The organism is Bradyrhizobium sp. USDA 241 (genome assembly GCF_049739505.1).
Classification (GTDB): Bacteria; Pseudomonadota; Alphaproteobacteria; order Rhizobiales; family Xanthobacteraceae; genus Bradyrhizobium; species Bradyrhizobium liaoningense.
On record NZ_JBMGPZ010000005.1, the window covers coordinates 449,013 to 466,927 of the forward strand.

General features: G+C 61.3%; 13 protein-coding genes and 4 pseudogenes. 7 read left to right on the top strand and 10 right to left on the bottom strand.

Features of this window, described 5'->3' with window-relative positions; all coding sequences use genetic code 11:
• The first annotated feature begins 57 nt into the window (after positions 1 to 57).
• From ABIF91_RS23840 to ABIF91_RS23855, 4 genes are all read left to right on the top strand, one after another.
• Positions 58 to 444, top strand: coding sequence for a hypothetical protein (locus ABIF91_RS23840; RefSeq protein WP_155252123.1), 387 nt, complete (start codon positions 58 to 60; stop codon positions 442 to 444).
• Between the two features lie 302 nt (positions 445 to 746).
• Positions 747 to 1,507 (top strand): IS5-like element ISBj2 family transposase gene (locus tag ABIF91_RS23845; RefSeq protein ID WP_110115815.1). Its coding sequence is split into 2 segments (ribosomal slippage): positions 747 to 1,086 and positions 1,086 to 1,507, totalling 762 coding nucleotides; the frame shifts between segments, so codons are not numbered across the junction.
• Between the two features lie 943 nt (positions 1,508 to 2,450).
• Positions 2,451 to 2,852: a phasin family protein gene (locus ABIF91_RS23850; protein ID WP_035694221.1), complete on the top strand. Its 402-nt coding sequence runs from the start codon at positions 2,451 to 2,453 to the stop codon at positions 2,850 to 2,852.
• A 420-nt stretch (positions 2,853 to 3,272) separates the two neighbouring features.
• Positions 3,273 to 4,402 (top strand): IS3-like element ISRj2 family transposase gene (locus ABIF91_RS23855; protein WP_424578686.1). Its coding sequence is split into 2 segments (ribosomal slippage): positions 3,273 to 3,531 and positions 3,531 to 4,402, totalling 1,131 coding nucleotides; the frame shifts between segments, so codons are not numbered across the junction.
• Positions 4,403 to 4,642: 240 nt separating this feature from the next.
• On the opposite strand, the pseudogene ABIF91_RS23860 reads toward ABIF91_RS23855, so the two are convergent.
• The 4 genes and pseudogenes from ABIF91_RS23860 to istA (ABIF91_RS23875) all read right to left on the bottom strand — a co-directional run.
• Positions 4,643 to 5,160, bottom strand: a pseudogene (locus tag ABIF91_RS23860) (IS3 family transposase); the annotation flags it as partial.
• Positions 5,161 to 5,191: 31 nt separating this feature from the next.
• A complete protein-coding gene (locus tag ABIF91_RS23865) occupies positions 5,192 to 6,205 on the bottom strand; it encodes an IS256 family transposase (RefSeq protein WP_424579815.1) in 1,014 nt (337 codons plus the stop codon).
• 40 nt (positions 6,206 to 6,245) lie between these two features.
• Positions 6,246 to 7,007, bottom strand: a complete 762-nt coding sequence (istB, locus tag ABIF91_RS23870) for an IS21-like element ISFK1 family helper ATPase IstB (RefSeq protein ID WP_011090937.1) — start codon at positions 7,005 to 7,007, stop codon at positions 6,246 to 6,248.
• Between the two features lie 18 nt (positions 7,008 to 7,025).
• Positions 7,026 to 8,567: an IS21-like element ISFK1 family transposase gene (gene istA / locus ABIF91_RS23875; RefSeq protein ID WP_060907903.1), complete on the bottom strand. Its 1,542-nt coding sequence runs from the start codon at positions 8,565 to 8,567 to the stop codon at positions 7,026 to 7,028.
• A 184-nt stretch (positions 8,568 to 8,751) separates the two neighbouring features.
• On the opposite strand from istA (ABIF91_RS23875), the gene istA (ABIF91_RS23880) reads away from it, so the two are divergent.
• Together istA (ABIF91_RS23880) and istB (ABIF91_RS23885) are read left to right on the top strand one after the other, a co-directional pair.
• Positions 8,752 to 10,509 carry an IS21-like element IS1631 family transposase gene (gene istA, locus ABIF91_RS23880; protein WP_100214066.1) on the top strand — a complete coding sequence of 586 codons (1,758 nt, stop codon included), beginning with the start codon at positions 8,752 to 8,754 and terminating at the stop codon, positions 10,507 to 10,509.
• 4 nt (positions 10,510 to 10,513) lie between these two features.
• Positions 10,514 to 11,281: an IS21-like element IS1631 family helper ATPase IstB gene (gene istB / locus ABIF91_RS23885; protein ID WP_038952109.1), complete on the top strand. Its 768-nt coding sequence runs from the start codon at positions 10,514 to 10,516 to the stop codon at positions 11,279 to 11,281.
• 119 nt (positions 11,282 to 11,400) lie between these two features.
• On the opposite strand, the pseudogene ABIF91_RS23890 reads toward istB (ABIF91_RS23885), so the two are convergent.
• From ABIF91_RS23890 to ABIF91_RS23910, 5 genes and pseudogenes are all read right to left on the bottom strand, one after another.
• Positions 11,401 to 11,778: pseudogene (locus ABIF91_RS23890) on the bottom strand (IS256 family transposase); the annotation flags it as partial.
• Positions 11,779 to 11,837: 59 nt separating this feature from the next.
• Positions 11,838 to 12,293, bottom strand: a pseudogene (locus ABIF91_RS23895) (IS3 family transposase); the annotation flags it as partial.
• A gap of 138 nt (positions 12,294 to 12,431) precedes the next feature.
• Positions 12,432 to 13,627 (bottom strand): IS3 family transposase gene (locus ABIF91_RS23900; RefSeq protein ID WP_424578816.1). Its coding sequence is split into 2 segments (ribosomal slippage): positions 12,432 to 13,376 and positions 13,379 to 13,627, totalling 1,194 coding nucleotides; the frame shifts between segments, so codons are not numbered across the junction.
• 159 nt (positions 13,628 to 13,786) lie between these two features.
• Positions 13,787 to 14,599 carry a type II toxin-antitoxin system HipA family toxin gene (locus ABIF91_RS23905; RefSeq protein ID WP_424579431.1) on the bottom strand — a complete coding sequence of 271 codons (813 nt, stop codon included), beginning with the start codon at positions 14,597 to 14,599 and terminating at the stop codon, positions 13,787 to 13,789.
• Positions 14,600 to 14,750: 151 nt separating this feature from the next.
• Positions 14,751 to 15,904 (bottom strand): IS3-like element ISRj2 family transposase gene (locus ABIF91_RS23910; protein WP_424579432.1). Its coding sequence is split into 2 segments (ribosomal slippage): positions 14,751 to 15,628 and positions 15,628 to 15,904, totalling 1,155 coding nucleotides; the frame shifts between segments, so codons are not numbered across the junction.
• 65 nt (positions 15,905 to 15,969) lie between these two features.
• Here ABIF91_RS23910 and istA (ABIF91_RS23915) point away from each other — a divergent pair.
• Positions 15,970 to 16,599 (top strand): annotated as a pseudogene (gene istA, locus ABIF91_RS23915) (IS21 family transposase); the annotation flags it as partial.
• Positions 16,600 to 16,675: 76 nt separating this feature from the next.
• Here the strand turns inward: istA (ABIF91_RS23915) and ABIF91_RS23920 are convergent.
• Positions 16,676 to 17,902 (bottom strand): IS256 family transposase, encoded by a 1,227-nt coding sequence (locus ABIF91_RS23920; RefSeq protein WP_424578759.1) that lies wholly within the window; start codon positions 17,900 to 17,902, stop codon positions 16,676 to 16,678.
• Between the last annotated feature and the right edge of the window lie 13 nt (positions 17,903 to 17,915).

Below are 17,915 nucleotides of genomic sequence, written 5' to 3' on the forward strand. Positions count from 1 at the left end.
ACATACGATCGCGCGCGCAGAGAACCGGGCGCGAGAGCCTGTCATCCGGGGTAGACCATGGATGCACTGGCGAGCAAGCCGACCGTGGAAACATGGCCGTTGCCCCATATAGGCCTCTGTGAACGCAATTCCGGCGCCATTCGCCCGAGGAAATCCAGCAGATCGCGGCATCGCCAGTGGGGCTGGACGATGCCGATCCTTGCGGCGGATGACGGCATGGCTCTCGCAGGTCACAGGCGGCTCGCCGCGGGCAAACAGCTCGGCCTCGCCGAGGTGCCAATCGTCGTCGCGTGCGGTTGGAGCGATCAGCAGAAGTGCGCCTATGTCATCGCCAACAATCGGCTGACAGACGCCAGCGATTCGGACGACGAGATGCTGCGGCTCGAATTGTCCGACCTCGTGGAGGGCGGCTTCGAGAACGCGCTGACTGGCATAACCGGGTAGGTCGGAATCCAGGAGTTCGTCCTTGCGCGCCGCCGCCGCAGTCCGAGCACGCAACAGGAGTCGGAGCCGTCGCTTGTCTTGCAAGGATCGTGCGATCAGTCGTATTCTCGCCTGTGTGCTCCGATCACAGATTTAGAGCAGCAATCCCGACGCACAACACAAACAGGCCATCGTCAACGGCTCGGCTCCCCGGCGCGGTAGGCTCCACGAGCGAGCGCCGCGCGCGGCGCGTCTGCCTAGGGTCTGTACCTAAATAGCGCCACGTGATTCTCTTGCCTACGTGTTGATTCGGGGGCGAGAGAATGCGCGCTGGTTTGTTTTGGCTGAACGACAGGCAATGGGCGCGTATCGAACCGCATCTGCCGAGGGGACTGACGGGGCCGGATCGGGACGACGACCGACGCATCGTCAGCGGCATCATTCACATGCTGCAATCGGGTGCACGATGGCGTGATTGTCCACGTGAATACGGCCCTTACACGACGATCTACAATCGCTTCAATCGCTGGGCCAAGCGAGGACGATGGTGCGCAATCTTCGAAGCGCTGGCCAAGCCTGGCGAAGACGGCGTCGTACTGTCGCTCGACTCGACCTCGATTAAAGCTCACCGGTGTGCCTCCGGCGGAAAAGGGGGGAGCACAATCAAGCAATCGGCCGCTCGCGCGGAGGCCGCACGACAAAAATCCATGCGCTGAGCGATCCGCTCTGCCGGCCGGTCGTCCTGCATCTGACTCCAGGCCAGGATGCCGATATCGCTGCGGCTCCCGATGTCCTGGCGCTCGCGCCACCCATGAGCGTGCTCCTCGCCGACAAAGGGTATGATGGCGACAAGCTTCGCGGCGCAATCATTCGTCGTGGCGCCAAGCCCGTAATCCCCAATAAATCTAACCGTGTCGTCATCCATCGCTTCAACAAACGCGCCTACAAAGGACGAAATGTCATCGAACGCTGCTTTTGCAGGCTCAAGGACTTCCGGCGCATCGCCACGCGATATGACAAGCTCGCCCGTAATTTTTTGGCCGCTGTTCATCTCGCCGCTCTCGTCGCATATTGGCTCAATTGAGTCTGGACCCTAGGTCATCAGTGAGCCGTCCGAGGGCAGCATTGAACTGCTCCCACAAGCGGAGCCATCGCTCCAATTTCGCCGCCTCATCAGGGGGCTGCTGCCTAAGTCCGTCGGCCCCGGCTGGCTAATCGCATCCCCGACCGATTCTTCGGGCCCGCCGCAAAGCACATGCCAATTGCTCAAGAGATAGCGTTCTTGCGTCGTGAGGTCGCGAACGGTAGGTCCCAGTGTGCCCGTGATCCGCTGCTTGAGATTGCCCACGCTGAGACCCGGCTGGACAAGACGTCGGGGCGCGCACGGAGTTCCGGTGTGAGGGCTGTAGCCGATCTCCAGGACATCGAGGTCGATCCCGTCGATCCTGTTCGGCAGTCTCTGGTCGACGGACAGACGCTGCTTCCGGTTCATATGAAGTCGAACCGACAGCCGGGCGGTACGCATGCCGTCCTTAAAGGCAAACCCGTAGTCGACCCTCGAAACACCATCGAGCGACCGAGGCAGGCCTCTTGGCCTTGTTCAACGCAATCGCAGCACGGGAAGGTGGCCAGCGCGCCATTGGCCGACGATCACTGCGAGCTGAACGGTATTGACCAGAGAAAGTCCGTTCGCAATCGTCCAGAGGCGTAGGCGCGATCGTTTTGAAGATCGGGCTTGCCGCGAAAGACTGGAAGGAACACCGGTCCGCCTTGGCCGTACCAATTTGACCTTCGAGCGGACCGTTGTGGCAGTTCACGTGCGGTTGCCCGATCCGCCATCCGGAAAACCGGCCTCAAGCTGTTATTCTGTGAGGACGGCGGCCTTAACGGATGTCCTGCTTCTTCTTTGCAACCAACCGCTACCAGATAAGGCAGGTATGACGTTTTAAAGGTTCTGGTACCCTCTTGGTCATCGAAAGCTCCAGCGAGCCACTCAGCCCGTAGCAATCCTTTCCGGGAGATATGGAATGCCTGAGATCGTAGGCGAAGACGGAAAACGCGAACGGCGAGCACGTGGAGGACCCGAACTGGCCGAGGCATCGCCCCCTGGAGCAGGTGGCACCACGGATCATGTTGGAGAAAAGACCTCAGCTGCATCGCGCATTTCATTCACGGTTCCGGAATGGCAAAAATCAATCGAGGCGACAAGAAACCTGTTCGCCGCGGCGCTCCGCGACGCGCTAAAGCTGACTGCTTCCTCTCTGCATGATCAGGCCACTTTTATGAAGACTCTTGCGGACTCCAAAACTCCCTCTGAGCTACTGAAGTGCAACCTGGATTATGCGGAGCAATCCTGGTCGAAATTGTTCGGCGAGGGCTCGAAGATGTTGGATCGTCTCAAGCAGAGCCAACGGTCTTCGGTAAGTTAAGAAATCGCCAAGCTTGAAATAGGCTGATGGCGCGATATTCTCTCCGGTGTGCGTTCGGGAGACCTGAGGAAGTCGGCCCGCGTTCAGACCATGCCTATTGCTAGTTTTGAACTCGACATGATCTTTTACTGGAGCGCTGTCTGCGCTGCATCAGAGAATTGTTTGATCTCGTCGGCGCTCGGCATCTCGGTGACATAACTAGCGTTCGTTTGTTGTTGCGCACTCGCGATTGTGTTTTTCAACGACGTAAGTTTCTCCCGTAGCGGGGTCGTGTATTCTCTCAGCTGCTCGACCGTGAACAGGCCAGCGCCATACGCTTTGTTGTAGCGATCAGAGCTGGCCCCGCAAATTCGGACAGTAGCTTGAGTGGATTTTCTGCCTGACAGCGGCGAGGATTCTTGCTGCGAATCAGGAGCGAAGATGACGAAGAAGAGCCGCCGGACGCATTCTCCGGCATTCAAGGCGAAGGTTGCTTTGGCTGCGGTCAAAGGCGACAAGACACTGGCGGAGCTGGCGCAACTGTTTGATGTTCATCCGAACCAGATCACGATCTGGAAAAACCAGCTCCTGGAAGGCGCCGCCGGCGTGTTTGGGCATGACAAGACATCGGCCGAGACGCCGGTCGATTTGAAGGCGTTACATGCCAAGATCGGCGAGCTGGCGTTGGAAAACGATTTTGTGTCCGGCGCGCTCACCAAGGCGGGCCTGCTGAGCGCAAAGCGATGATCGACCGCGATCATGATCTTTCTATCGTGCGCCAGGCGAAGGTCCTGAAGCTGGCTCGCAGCACGGTCTACTATGAACCTCGGCCAGTTTCGGCCGAGGACCTTGCCTTGATGCGTCGGCTCGATGAGCTGCATCTCGATTATCCCTTCGCGGGAGCGCGTATGCTGCGATCGTTGCTGCGGCGGGAGGGCGTATACGCCGGTCGCCGCCACATCGCGACGCTGATGAAGCGCATGGGGATCGAGGCGGTCTATCGTCGCCCGAACACGAGCAAGCCGGCTCCGGGTCACAAGATCTACCCGTACCTGTTGCGCGGATTGAAGATCGAGCGGCCCGACCATGCGTGGGCAATGGACATCACCTACATTCCGATGCGGCGTGGCTTCGTCTATCTCGCGGCGGTCGTCGATGTGTTCAGCCGACGGGTCCTGGCCCATCGCGTCTCGATCACAATGGAGGCGGCCTTCTGCGTCGAAGCGGTCCAGGAGGCGTTGGCGAAGCACGGCAGGCCCGAGATTTTCAACACGGATCAGGGCAGCCAGTTCACCAGCCTCGAGTTCACCGATGTGCTGCTGGACGCGAAGATCGCCATCAGCATGGACGGCAAGGGCGCCTGGCGCGACAACGTGTTTGTCGAGCGGCTCTGGCGCACGGTCAAATACGAAGAAGTATATCTCCGCGCCTACGACAGCGTGTCCGAGGCGCGAGCGTCAATTGCCAAGTATCTGGCCTTCTACAATCAGGGACGCCCTCACTCGAGCCTTGACGGGCGCACGCCCGACGAGGCTTACTTCGGCACGCAAGCTATGGTGATGGCCGCATGACCGTCGCCGACGGTTTTGTCGTCGCTCTGGTCGGGCTACGCCCTCCCGACGCAACGACAAAACCGTAAAGCCCCGCGTTCAGCATAACCCGGCAGGAATCCACTTAAATCCAGCGGGGCGCTGTCCAAACAACCGGGGCCAGCTCTTCCACAAAGGAGAGCAACGCCATGACGAGAGATATCACACCGGCTGATTGGCCGGCGACCGGGGCTGTGGACGAAGTGACCTGCCACTGAATTTTCATCCAGCGGCAGTTAGAGTCTCGGAGTTTTGTACGCCAAGTGGCGCGGGTGGAGCAACGGACGAACGGCGGAGCTGGTCGGGGTTGCGCAGCCGATCGTCCGTTGCGGTGAGGTGGGCGGCATAGGCCGCGGGGGTCAGGTATTTCAGCGATGAGTGGGGGCACTGGAGATTGTAGAAGCCCTCGATGAAGGCGAAGATATCGCGCTGGGCTTCGGCCCGGGTCTCATATTGGCGATGATGAACGAGCTCGGTCTTCAGGGTATGGAAGAAGCTCTCCATCGGGGCATTGTCGTAGCAGTCGGCTTTGCGGCTCATTGATGCCTTGATGCCGGCGGCCGACAGGATCGCGCGATAGTCCTGTGAGGCGTACTGCACGCCGCGATCGGAGTGATGGATCAATCCGCCTTCCGGCTGCTGCTGCTGATTGCCATCTTCAAGGCGGACGAGGCGAGTTCGACCTGCATGTGATCCCGCATCGCCCAACCGACGATCTTGCGGCTGAAGAGGTCCATGATGAGCTATGCGGGATTTTGGGTGACGAGGCGATCAGGCGGCGTGGTTTTCCGGCACTTGGATGACCTCGATGCCGTTTTCGAATCTGACACCTGCGCTGACCTTCGGCAACTGATTTGTGCCTTTCAGCCGCCGCCAGGTCTTTGATGCGGCGCAGAGCAGCTTGAACACCATCAACTTGGCAGTCGTTGACGATAACGAACCTTTCGTGCGCACCGTTCTGTGCCGGACCGTCGCGAACACGCTTTCGATGGGATTCGTCGTCCGCAAGTGGTCCCAATGCTCGGCGGGGAATTCGTAGAACGCAAGCATTGCGTCGCGATCTTTCGTCAGGCACTCGACCGCCTTGTCGTACTTCGCTCCGTATTTCTCGGCAAAGACATCGATCGCCACTTCGGCCGAAGCTCGGTTGGACGCCAAATAGACCTCGCGCAGATCCTTCTTCATGCTGGCCTGTACCGACACTGCGACTTTGTTCAAGATATTCGCGGTTTTGTGCACCCAGCACCGCTGATGTCGCGTGGCGGGAAAGACCTCGTCGAGCGCCTTCCAGAAGCCGAGCGCGCCGTCACCGACGGCGATTTCCGGGGCGATCTTCAGCCCTCGGGTTTTCGCCTCGACGAGCAGTTCGTGCCAGCTCTGCGTGCTCTCGCGCACGCCGACCTGGAAGCCGATGAGTTCCTTCTTGCCTTCCGGCGTCGCGCCGATCAGCACCAGCATGCATTCGCTGTGGTCTTCCATGCGAGCCTGCAGGAAGACGCCGTCCGCCCACACGTATACGTACCGGCGCGCCGACAGATCGCGCTTCTGCCAACGCTCGTACTCGAGCTGCCACTCCGTCGTCAGTCTGGAAACCACCGCCGGAGAAAGATTCGGCGCATCCTTGCCCAAGAGCGCCGCCAGCGCCTCCTGGAAGTCGCCCGTCGAGATGCCTCGCAGGTACAGAACCGGCAAAAGTGCATCCAAGCTCTTCGTGCGCCGTGCCCACAATGCGGATTTCACGGATCGTGAGCATCGATTTCGCGCGATCGTGAGCACTGAATTCAGACGATCGTGAGCAGCCCGCTACGGCCGATGGGAGATAGAGTCAGTGTTCTGGTTGGCCGTCAAGGGTGATGGTTTTGGCGCTGCGTTTTCGCATGCTTTCTCCGGTGAGCTGGAGGCGGTGGGCGTTGTGGACGAGGCGATCGAGAATGGCGTCGGCGACCGTGGGGTCCCCAATGGCTCCATGCCAGGTGTCCACGGGGAGCTGACTTGTGACGATGGTGGATGCGCGGCCATGGCGGTCCTCGAGGATTTCGAGCAGATCGCGGCGTTCCGCGGCGGTGAGCACCGATAGTCCCCAATCATCCAAAATCAGAAGCTGAGCGCGGCCGAGGCTTTTGAGGAGCCGGGCGTAACGTCCGTCTCCGCGCGCGAGCGCGAGCGCCTCGAACAGCCTTGGAACGCGATGATAGAGGACTGATCGGTTGTCGCGGCAGGCCTTGTGGCCGAGCGCGCAGGCTAACCAACTTTTGCCCAGGCCGGTTGCCCCGGTGACGAGCAAATTCTCGTGGCGATCGATCCAGCGACCTTCGACGAGTTTGGCGAAAACGGCGCGGTCGATGCCCCGCGGGGTGCGCAGATCGACGTCCTCGACGCAAGCAGTCTGGCGCAGTGCGGCGATCTTGAGGCGCGTGGTGAGCCGCCTGGTGTCGCGTTCGGCGGCTTCGCGGTCGACCAACAGGCCGATGCGATCTTCGAACGGCAGGGCTTCGAGATCGGGCGATCGGCGCTGCTCCTCGAAGGCCTTGGCCATTCCGGTCAGGCCAAGCTCGATCAGCCGTTCGTGGGTTGGGTGGTTAAGCATGCCGGGTCTCTCCTTGCTTCAGTGGAAGTAGTCGCGTCCGCGGATGTTGCCGTGGCGCAGGGGCTGGTGCTCGAAAGATTCGTCGAAGAACGTGCGATCGAGGCCGTTCTGGAGGATCGATCTAATCGAGGCGACGGAGCGCGCCTTGATGAGGATGCCCCTCCGGCAGGCTGCGTCGAGGCGTTCGGCGCCGTAGCTTTTGACGAGCGCCAGAATGCCAAGGCAGGTTCGAAAGCCTTGTTCTGGATGGGGGCGGGCGTCGATCACGGCCTGGAAAAACGCTGCTGTCGAAGGACCGATCCGCTCGCCGGCGGCGATCACCGCGGCGGGGGTCCATTTGCCGTAGCGGCGATGGGCGCTGGGCATGTGGTCGGCGATGGTGGTGTGTCCGCGTCGGTTGGGCGCGCGGGCATGGCTGGCGATCCGCTGGCCCTTGTGGAAGATCTCGACCGTCCGATCGTCGATACGGGCATCGACCAGCTCGCCAATCAGACGATACGGCGCGGAGTACCAATGGCCGTCGACCTCGACATGATAATCGGGAGCGAGGCGGCAGCGCTTCCAGCGTGCGAAGGCATAAGGCTGATCTGGCAGCGGGGTTAGCTTGGGTTTGTCGAGTTCGGCAAACAGTTCGGCGCGGCTTGAGCCGAAGCCACGCATTTGACGAGCATTGAGTTCGTCGACGAGTGTCTTGATGGCGGCGTTGAGCTCGGCCCGGGAAAAGAAGCGCTGATTGCGCAGCCGGGCCAGAATCCAGCGCTGGGCGATTTGCACCGCGACCTCGACCTTCGCCTTGTCTTTTGGGCGCCGCGGCCGTGCGGCGAGAATGGCCGTGCCGTAATGGCTCGCCATCTCGGCATAAGTGCGATTGAGGCCGGGATCGTAGCGGTCGGGGTTGCTGACGGCGGCTTTGAGGTTGTCGCAGACCACGAACGTCGGCGTTCCGCTCAAAAACGTGAACAAGTTGACGTGGGCCCGGATCCAGTCGGCCAAGCTCTCGCTGGGGCAGGCCTCGGCGTAGGTGTAGTTCGAAGCGCCCATCGCCGCGACGAACAGCTTCATCGGCTGCACTTCCCCGGTCAGGGGATCGACGATGTCGATGGTGTCGCCGGCGAAATCCACGAACACCTTCTCGCCGCCCAGATGAATCTGCCGCATCGAAGGTCGGACCCGCCCCTTCCAGGCCTCGTAGGTAGTGCAGAACCACGTGTACCCGAAACCGTCGGGATTAACGGCGCGATACTCCTCCCAGAGCAGGCGACGGGTTACGTTGCGCCGGCGGAGCTCTTTATCGATGTAGCTCCAGTCGGGCACCGGCCGCTGCGGGCTCTGAGACGCTGGTCGTGGGGCCGGGAAAAGCAAAAGCTCCAGGTCTTCATCGGTCATTCCCTCCGGAAGCGGCCAGCTCAACCCAGCAGAGCGGGCGCGGCTCAGGTAGCTGTGCACAACGCCGTTGCTGACGCCCACGCTCCGCGCGATGGCCCGCTCTGGCAGGCCTTGAAAATGTTTTAACCGAAGGACTTCCTTGATCCGGCGCATCGACAATCTCTGGGTAGGCATTGGACTTCCTCGTTAACCACGAGGTCATCCCTAAGCCGGTTGAGTTGTCGGCCGAAGCGCTGCAAGGCTCCGAAAGCCCCCGTGGGTCGGTCAAAATCCCCCGGGTATGGTCACTTGAAACTCCCCCACCTGATGATCGCCGTCAGCGCCGCTGAACAGCAGTAGCCGGTCAGGCAGGACGTTTATGTTCGACCCCTTTAGCCAGCAAGGGGCCGGGGAGTTGAACGTCTTGAAGCGACATCTGCAAAGCACCGTACTTACATTACTTGATCGCAACACCAGCCAGCGCGAGATTCACCGGCTGACGGGTGTCGATCGCAAGACGATCCGGCGTTATCAGGCGCTGCGGGCCGGTGCGGAGGCAAATTCCCCCGGGGAAGTGACCACCGGCTCGGTGAGCGCGGACGGCCAAATTCCTCCACCCCGACCACCGGCTTTTGGGACATCGGAAGCGACGGTCACCAGCAGCCTGGCCCGTTCGGCTTGCGAAGCGCATCGGACGTGGATCGAAGAACAGGTCCGGCTGAAGCGGAACGCGCAGGCGATTTACCAGGACCTGGTTGATCAATTTGGCTTTCCGTCCAGCTACCAGAGTGTCAAGCGGTTTGTGCGCCGGTTGCGGCACGCTGATCCTGAGCAGTTTGATCGTCTTGAGTTCCTCCCCGGCGAGGAAGCTCAGGTCGACTATGGCGAGGGCGCGCCGACGGTTGATCCGAAGAGCGGGCGGTACCGTCGTCCCCGCCTGTTCGTGATGACGCTACGCTACTCGCGGCGCAGCTTCCGGCGGGTAGTCTGGAAGTCCAGCCAACAAGTCTGGGCGCAGCTCCACGAAGAGGCGTTCCGGTATTTTGGCGGGGTCCCCAGCTATGTCGTGCTCGACAACCTGAAGGAAGGCGTCCTCAAGCCGGATTTGTACGAGCCCCAGCTCAACCCGATTTACAGCGCGATGCTGGCTCATTACGCCGTGGTCGCCGATCCCGCGCGCGTGGCCGATCCAAATCGGAAAGGATGCGTCGAGAATGCGATTCAACATACCCAGGGCACTGCGCTGGCCGGACGGCGCTTCGAGACGCTGGAGGCGCAAAACGAGTTCTTGAGGCACTGGGAGGAGAACTGGGCTTCCAAACGCATCCACGGCAGCACGCGCCGTCAGGTCGAGGCGATGTTCCAGGAAGAGAAGCCGCACCTGCGGCCGCTGCCTGTCGCTCCCTTCCGCATCTTCACCGAAGTCGTCCGGACTGTCTGCGACGACACCACCGTACGCGTCGACAACAGCTATTACGCCGCGCGGCCCGCGCCGATCGGCAGCCAGGTCGTCGTGCGCATCTACACCACCACGATCGAGATCCGTGATCGCCACACCCGTGCGCTGCTGCGTGTTCATTCCCGGATGGCGCACCCCGGTTCTGTCGTCCTGCCGACCAGCGAACGGCCGTTCAACCCGTCGCGGCAAACCGCCGTGCTGCTGGCGAGCGCCGAGCGCATCGGACCGCAGACCAGGGCCTTGTGCCAGCAGGTGTTCGACACCGAAGGGCGCCCCGGACAGCGCGCGATGTGGGGCATTGTCGGGCTGGGCCGGAAGTATCCGGCGCGGCTGGTCGAGCAGGCCTGCGCGCACGCCATCGACAACCGCATCTACCGCTACAAGCACGTGCGTGCGACCGTCGAGCGGTTGTTCGAACAGGCGATCGAGCAGGTTGGAGTGACGCCACAGCCGGCATCGCCGCTCACCCAGGATCATCCGCTGATCCGTACCCCCGCGGAATACGGCGACCTCTTCAGCCGCGCTGTGCGGCGCGACGCCGACGACAATGGTCGGCAGGCCGAGGCTCACGACGATCACGCCACGGCAATCCGCGCTCGTGTCGCCTGCGCAACCCCGGCCAACTCCGGCGCCACGAGCGCTCCCGCTGCACCTTCTCACCTTAAACTGGAGACCTAGCCACATGATGACCATGCCGGAAATTGAGCGTTGCCTACGACAGCTGCGCCTGTCGGGTGTCCGCGACACGCTGCAGACGCGCGTGCTCCAGGCGCAGGGCGCCAACCAGCCCTTCCTCGAGACCTTCTCCCTTATCCTGCAGGATGAACTGGACCGTCGTCAGTCCCGTCTTATCGAGCGGCGATACCAGCAATCCGGGCTCGACGAAAAGCTGACGCTCGCCGAGTTCGACTGGTCCTTCAATCCCAAACTGCCACGTCAGACCTGCTTCCAGCTCCACACCCTGGCGTTCATTGCCGCTGGCGAGAACGCTCTGCTTGTTGGCAAACCTGGCACCGGGAAGTCGCACATCGCCAAGGCGATTGCCTATCAGGCGATCCTGCAAAGCCACAAGGTCCAGTATCTTGAGACCGACGACTTCTTCCACCGCTACGCCCTGAACTCTCCGGCACAACGCGAGGTCCGGCTGCGAACCATCATCGACTGCGATCTCCTCGTGCTGGACGATCTATTCCTCGCACGCGCCATCCCCGACGACGCCGGCACTTTGCTGCAGACCCTGATCCATCAGCGTTACAAACTGCGCCGCAGCGTCATCGTCACCTCCAATCGCGTCGTGCAGGATTGGGGGGCATACCTTGGGGACAACACTATGAGCACGACGATCCTCGATCGCCTTATGCATCATTGCCATCTGCTTGAGTTCGACGGACGCAGCTATCGGCTCAAAGAAGCCGCTGAAGCTCTTGCCCGGGAAACAAACTCAAACTAACAGTCCCTTGTCCTGCCTCGCGGGTGGAGGAATTTGACTGACCACACCCGGAGGAATTTGAAGTGACCCGCGGGGCGAAAGCCTTGCTCACGATCCCGCGAAATCGTTGCTCACGATCGTCTGAAATCTCTGCTCACGATCCCCTGAAATCCGCGCTCACGATCCCGCGAAACGCGCACCCACAACGGCAGGATCGCCGAGGTGAAGCGGATCCGCTCGCCATCGCTGGTCACCGCGCGATCGCGAATCTTTACCCGGGCGACTTCGACGGCGCCGATCCCCGTCTGGATCGTCCGCACTGGACCATGGCCGTGTCGCACGAGGCGGTCGCGGCCATCGGGAAGCTTCAAGCCCTTCATCGCGGCGAGAAACGCCTCGGCTTCCATCTCGACAGCCTGCGCAAGCAGCTGCCGAGCTCCAGATCGCAAAATATTCGTCAGTGGATCGTCGATCTCATCGGGCTGACGCAGTGGGACAATGTTGCTATGCTCGTTCATGGCGTATCGCTCTCCTTGAGGTTCTGGCAGGCTCGACACCCGCCTCGATACGCCGCCTATCTCATTCCGTCATCACCCAGTTTCCCGCATAGCTCGTCCATGATGGCCGCCAGGTAGAGCCAGCCCTCTGCAGTCGGAATGTAGGTAATATCGGCGAGCCAGATCCGGTTTGGGGCCGCGGCTGCAAAACGACGTTCGATGAGGTTCGGCGCGATCGGCAGGCCGTGGCGGCTGTCGGTGGTCCGAACGCGACGCGGTGATGCCATGATGGCGCGGATGCCGTGCCGATGCATCAAGCGTTCGATCCGGCCACGGCTGGCGCCACGTCCCTGTACCCGCAGAGCGGCATGGACCCGTGGGCTGCCATAGCGTCCGCCACTGTCTTGATGGACTTGCCGGACCGCAGCCAGTAGCGCGGAATTGGACGTCGCACGGGCGCTCACCGGGCGCTCGCGCCAGGCGTAATAGCCGGCCGCCGAGACCCCGAGCACGGCGCACGTCAGCCGCACCGGATAGTGCGTGCGTTCGCTTGAACACCTCGCGGTCGGAGAGACCATTCTCTACGACACCGAGCTCAGGATCACCTGCGCGCCGCTGGCTGCCCGCAAGACTATCGGTGGGCGCTGCTTGGACACTGGTCTGAGCCCCTCGCTTCATCCAGCAATGGAAAGAGTCCCGGTTGAATATGAGCCCAAGGGGCTCGGTGAAGCAACGGGGCGGGGCGCGGAGCCCTCGGCATAGCGCAGCGTCCCGTCCCGTTGCGGCCCAAGAGCGTTGCGTTTGGCGTATTCGGTCGGCGTGAGGTTGCCCAGGGCGCTGTGCGGCCGGGCGTTGTTGTAGTCGTCTTTCCAGGCCGCCAGCACGGCTCGCGCCTGTGCGAGCGAAGTGAACAGCGTCTCATTGAGAAGTTCATCGCGCAGGCGGGCGTTAAAGCTCTCGATGAAGGCATTCTGGGTCGGTTTGCCGGGCGCGATGTAGTGCCACTCGATCTGCCTCTCTTGGCTGAAGCGCAGCACGGCCATTCCGGTCAGCTCAGTGCCGTTGTCGGACAGGCACATCGCCGGCCGGCCGCGCCAGGCAATGATGACATCGAGCTCGCGTGTGACCCGCAGGCCCGACAGCGAAGTATCGGCGACGAGCGCCAGGCATTCGCGAGTGAAGTCGTCGACCACAGCCAGAATCCGGAACCGTCGGCCATCGGCGAACGCATCCGACAGAAAGTCGAGACTCCAGCGCTGGTTGGCGCCTTGCGGGATCGCCATTGGCGCCCTGCTGCCGAGCGCCCGTTTACGGCCGCCACGCCGGCGGACTTGCAGCCGTTCCTCGCGATACAGACGTCGAAACTTCTTGTGGTTCATGACCAGCCCCTCGCGGCGCATCAGCACCAGCAGACGACGGTAGCCGAACCGGCGGCGGATGGCCGCCAGCTCGCGCAGGCGGGCGCGTACGGCCGCATCATCGGCTCGCCCGTTGCGATAGCGCACCGATGCGCGATCTGCCCCCAAGGCTTTGCACGCCCGCCGTTCGCTCACTTCGAAGTTGGTCCGCAGATGAGCGACGGCCTCTCGCCTCGCGGCGGGCGTCACCATTTTTTTGACGCAACGTCCTTGAGCATGGCGTTGTCGAGCATTGCCTCGGCCAGGAGCTTCTTCAGCTTGGCGTTCTCGTCCTCCAATGCCTTCAGCCGCTTGGCATCGGATACCTCCAGGCCACCGTACTTGGCCTTCCATTTGTAGAATGTTGCGCTCGAGATCCCGTGTTTGCGGCAGACATCAGCCGTCGCCACACCCGCCTCCTGCTCCCGCAAAATCCCGATGATCTGCTCTTCCGTGAACCGACTTGGCTTCATGGTCCATCTCCTCAGAGGTGACGGACTCTACCCATTCTTGGAGGAGTTTGCGGGGCTCAGACCAACACGAAAAGAAGACGGTCGCCGAAGGCTATGGAGAAGGTTTCCCGGTGCCCTTGCTTCGCAAGTGGATCGACCGCATTGGCACCTGAGAGCTTGCTATTCCGGCAAATCCGTTTCGCCTACCTTTGCGGTGCTGGATTTTTCCGCAGGCGCTGTGCTCGCGTCGTGGCCGCGCACCATCGATGGCCTAACCTCTCGCACGAGTGCCAGCGAACCGAACCGGGACAGGATTGCATCTTGCGTGGCATCCGACGCAGGCAGACCCTTCAATTCTTTTGGCCAGGTATCTAGAGCGCGTGTTGCGGTCTGCCGCATTTCACGCTCCAACACCCTTAGGTCCACCTCGATGAAGGGAGCGATGCGGCGGAGGCGCGCAGTGTCCACGATTTTCGGGTCCTTGGTGCCATTGAACCTAAGTGCCATGGTATCGTGGAGGTAAGTCAGGGTTGAGACGATATCGTAGGCCGGCGTTAGTCGCGCATGGCGTCCATCGGGGTAAATGAACGACCAGTTTTTCAGATGTCCATCGCTATTGCCTAACATGACGTCGACAACAAGCCGCCTCAACCCTTCCAACACGTCGCCGATCGGATCGTTAGAAAAGCGCTTTATCGAGCGCAGAAGGGTCTCTTGGTTCCACCTGAAGTATTTGTCGTCCGCGATGGCTCCGGCGATTTGAGCGAAATCCTCGGTATGGATGCGAACATTGCCGGCGGCTCGGTCAAAGCGGCTTAGAGAAAGTGCGTACCCGCCGAGTTCGCGAAATTTCTCCGGAACACCTTGGATCGTCTTCATGTCGACGAGCCGAGCATCGGAAACGTTCACACCAGCCAAGCGAGCAAGTTGCAAAGAGGTGTATTCGTTTTCGACAAGACCGGGAAACTTATTGCTCGGCAGTTTTAGAATCACATCACAGAGCTGGCCCCGGTTGTTTGGACAGCGCCCCGCTGGATTTAAGTGGATTCCTGCCGGGTTATGCTGAACGCGGGGCTTTACGGTTTTGTCGTTGCGTCGGGAGGGCGTAGCCCGACCAGAGCGACGACAAAACCGTCGGCGACGGTCATGCGGCCATCACCATAGCTTGCGTGCCGAAGTAAGCCTCGTCGGGCGTGCGCCCGTCAAGGCTCGAGTGAGGGCGTCCCTGATTGTAGAAGGCCAGATACTTGGCAATTGACGCTCGCGCCTCGGACACGCTGTCGTAGGCGCGGAGATATACTTCTTCGTATTTGACCGTGCGCCAGAGCCGCTCGACAAACACGTTGTCGCGCCAGGCGCCCTTGCCGTCCATGCTGATGGCGATCTTCGCGTCCAGCAGCACATCGGTGAACTCGAGGCTGGTGAACTGGCTGCCCTGATCCGTGTTGAAAATCTCGGGCCTGCCGTGCTTCGCCAACGCCTCCTGGACCGCTTCGACGCAGAAGGCCGCCTCCATTGTGATCGAGACGCGATGGGCCAGGACCCGTCGGCTGAACACATCGACGACCGCCGCGAGATAGACGAAGCCACGCCGCATCGGAATGTAGGTGATGTCCATTGCCCACGCATGGTCGGGCCGCTCGATCTTCAATCCGCGCAACAGGTACGGGTAGATCTTGTGACCCGGAGCCGGCTTGCTCGTGTTCGGGCGACGATAGACCGCCTCGATCCCCATGCGCTTCATCAGCGTCGCGATGTGGCGGCGACCGGCGTATACGCCCTCCCGCCGCAGCAACGATCGCAGCATACGCGCTCCCGCGAAGGGATAATCGAGATGCAGCTCATCGAGCCGACGCATCAAGGCAAGGTCCTCGGCCGAAACTGGCCGAGGTTCATAGTAGACCGTGCTGCGAGCCAGCTTCAGGACCTTCGCCTGGCGCACGATAGAAAGATCATGATCGCGGTCGATCATCGCTTTGCGCTCAGCAGGCCCGCCTTGGTGAGCGCGCCGGACAAAAAATCGTTTTCCAACGCCAGCTCGCCGATCTTGGCATGTAACGCCTTCAAATCGACCGGCGTCTCGGCCGATGTCTTGTCATGCCCAAACACGCCGGCGGCGCCTTCCAGGAGCTGGTTTTTCCAGATCGTGATCTGGTTCGGATGAACATCAAACAGTTGCGCCAGCTCCGCCAGTGTCTTGTCGCCTTTGACCGCAGCCAAAGCAACCTTCGCCTTGAATGCCGGAGAATGCTGTGTTTCGGCATGGAATAAGGACCCCGTTTTCGGGGTGATCGGCATCCAATCGGGACCCCGGGATAAGGGTCCACAGTGGCTTCCATCGAGTCATGGAAGCCGAGGTTGGGATGCTGGTGGTGGAGACGATTGGTAAGATCCGTCGCGCCTACTTTGTTGATGGTCGTCCGATCAAGGCGATCTGCCGAGAACTTGGCGTATCGCGGAAGGTGGTTCGCAAGGTCATTCGTTCTCAAGCGACGGAGTTCCGGTACGAGCGCGAGACGCAGCCGCTCCCGAAGATGGGTGCCTGGAGTGCCGAGCTTGATCGGTTGCTGGCAGGGAATGAGAGCAAGGCGGCGCGGGAACGGCTGACGCTGATCCGGCTATTCGAGGAGCTTCGCGGCCTGGGTTATGCCGGCGGCTATGATGCGGTTCGTCGATACGCACGACGGTGGAGCAAGGAACGCGGCACCTCGACAGCGTCGGCTTATGTGCCGCTGAGCTTTGCACCCGGCGAAGCTTACCAGTTCGACTGGAGCCACGAGGTCGTCCTGCTGAGCGGCACCACGGTGATGGTGAAGGCTGCTCATGTCCGGCTCTGTCACAGCCGCATGCTGTTCGTGCGGGCCTATCCGCGGGAGACGCAGGAGATGGTGTTCGACGCCCACGACCGGGCATTCGCCTTGTTCAAAGGCACCTGCACCCGCGGCATCTACGACAACATGAAGACCGCGGTGGAGACGATCTTTGTCGGTAAAGGCGGGAGTGTCAGAAGTTTTGTGTAAGAGCGTCTCTGTGAGGGGTTTGCGGGGTCAGCGGACTGACCCCATAGGGTCAGTCCGCTGAGCCTGCAAAGCGCTCGCCGAACTGGATGGCAAACTGGCCCATTGCGGCCGTCCATGCAACCGGTCGTCGCCAATGGATGCCGGCATTTCTGATGGCGAGGTAAAGCAGCTTCATCGCCGCCTCGTCGTTGGGGAAGCTGCCGCGTGTTTTGATGATCTTGCGCAGCGAACGGTTCAGCGCCTCGACCGTGTTGGTGGTATAGATCATTTTGCGTATCTCCGGCGCGAAGGCGAAGAACGGAATGACGTGCTCCCACGCCCGGCGCCAGGCCGCCCCGATCGCGGGATAGCGCTTGCCCCACTCGGCTTCGAAGTCCTCGAGCCTGAGCAGAGCGGCGTCGGCATTCTCGGCATGATAGATCGCCTTGATCGAGGGAAGGATCGCCTTGCGATCCTTCCAGGACACGAAGGATAGGCTGTTGCGGATCAAATGCACGATGCAGGTCTGGACCATCGCCTTGGGAAAGACGCTGTTGATCGCCTCGGGAAAGCCCTTCAGACCGTCGACGACGGCGATCAGGATGTCGGCGACGCCGCGGTTCCTCAGATCGTTCATGACCTTGAGCCAGAATTTGGCGCCTTCGGTTTGCTCGATCCAAAGCCCGAGCACGTCTTTCTCGCCCGATGCAGTGATGCCCAGCACGACGTAGACTGCCTTGTTCTTGACCATCCCCTCATCGCGAATCTTGACCCTGAGCGCGTCGAAGAAGACCACCGGATAGATCGCTTCCAGCGGCCGGCTCTGCCATTCGCGGACCTCGTCGAGAATCGCGTCGGTGACCTTGCTGATCAGATCGGGGGACACCTCGGTGCCGTAGAGCTCGGCCAGATGGCCCTGGATCTCCCGTACCGTCATGCCCCGCCCGTAGAGACTGATGATCTTCTCGTCGAAGCCGTCGAAGCGGGTCTGGCCCTTCGCGACGATCACCGGTTCGAACGTGCCGGCGCGGTCGCGCGGCACCTCGATCTCGATCTCGCCGTCGTCCGTCAACAGCGCTTTGCTGCTTGTGCCGTTGCGGCTGTTGCCCGACCCGCGGCCCGCCGGGTCGCCCTTCTCATAGCCAAGGTGGTGGGTCAGCTCCGCACCCAGTGCGCGCTCCAGAAGCGCCTTCTTCAGTCGTCTGAAAAGCCCGTCTTCGCCGGCTAAGTCTTCTGGCTTGAGGCTGCCCCCGGCAAGAAGCTGGTCCAAAATCTCAGGTGAAAAATCCGTAGCCATGTGAGTCTCCTGT

What these genes read in the sequence shown, in the direction of transcription:
- ABIF91_RS23840 (WP_155252123.1), top strand. Translation starts at nt 58, where the DNA reads ATGGATGCACTGGCGAGCAAGCCGACCGTGGAAACATGGCCGTTGCCC.
- ABIF91_RS23850 (WP_035694221.1), top strand. Translation starts at nt 2,451, where the DNA reads ATGCCTGAGATCGTAGGCGAAGACGGAAAACGCGAACGGCGAGCACGT.
- istB (WP_011090937.1), bottom strand. Translation starts at nt 7,007, where the DNA reads ATGCTTAACCACCCAACCCACGAACGGCTGATCGAGCTTGGCCTGACC.
- istA (WP_060907903.1), bottom strand. Translation starts at nt 8,567, where the DNA reads ATGCCTACCCAGAGATTGTCGATGCGCCGGATCAAGGAAGTCCTTCGG.
- istA (WP_100214066.1), top strand. Translation starts at nt 8,752, where the DNA reads ATGTTCGACCCCTTTAGCCAGCAAGGGGCCGGGGAGTTGAACGTCTTG.
- istB (WP_038952109.1), top strand. Translation starts at nt 10,514, where the DNA reads ATGATGACCATGCCGGAAATTGAGCGTTGCCTACGACAGCTGCGCCTG.
- ABIF91_RS23920 (WP_424578759.1), bottom strand. Translation starts at nt 17,902, where the DNA reads ATGGCTACGGATTTTTCACCTGAGATTTTGGACCAGCTTCTTGCCGGG.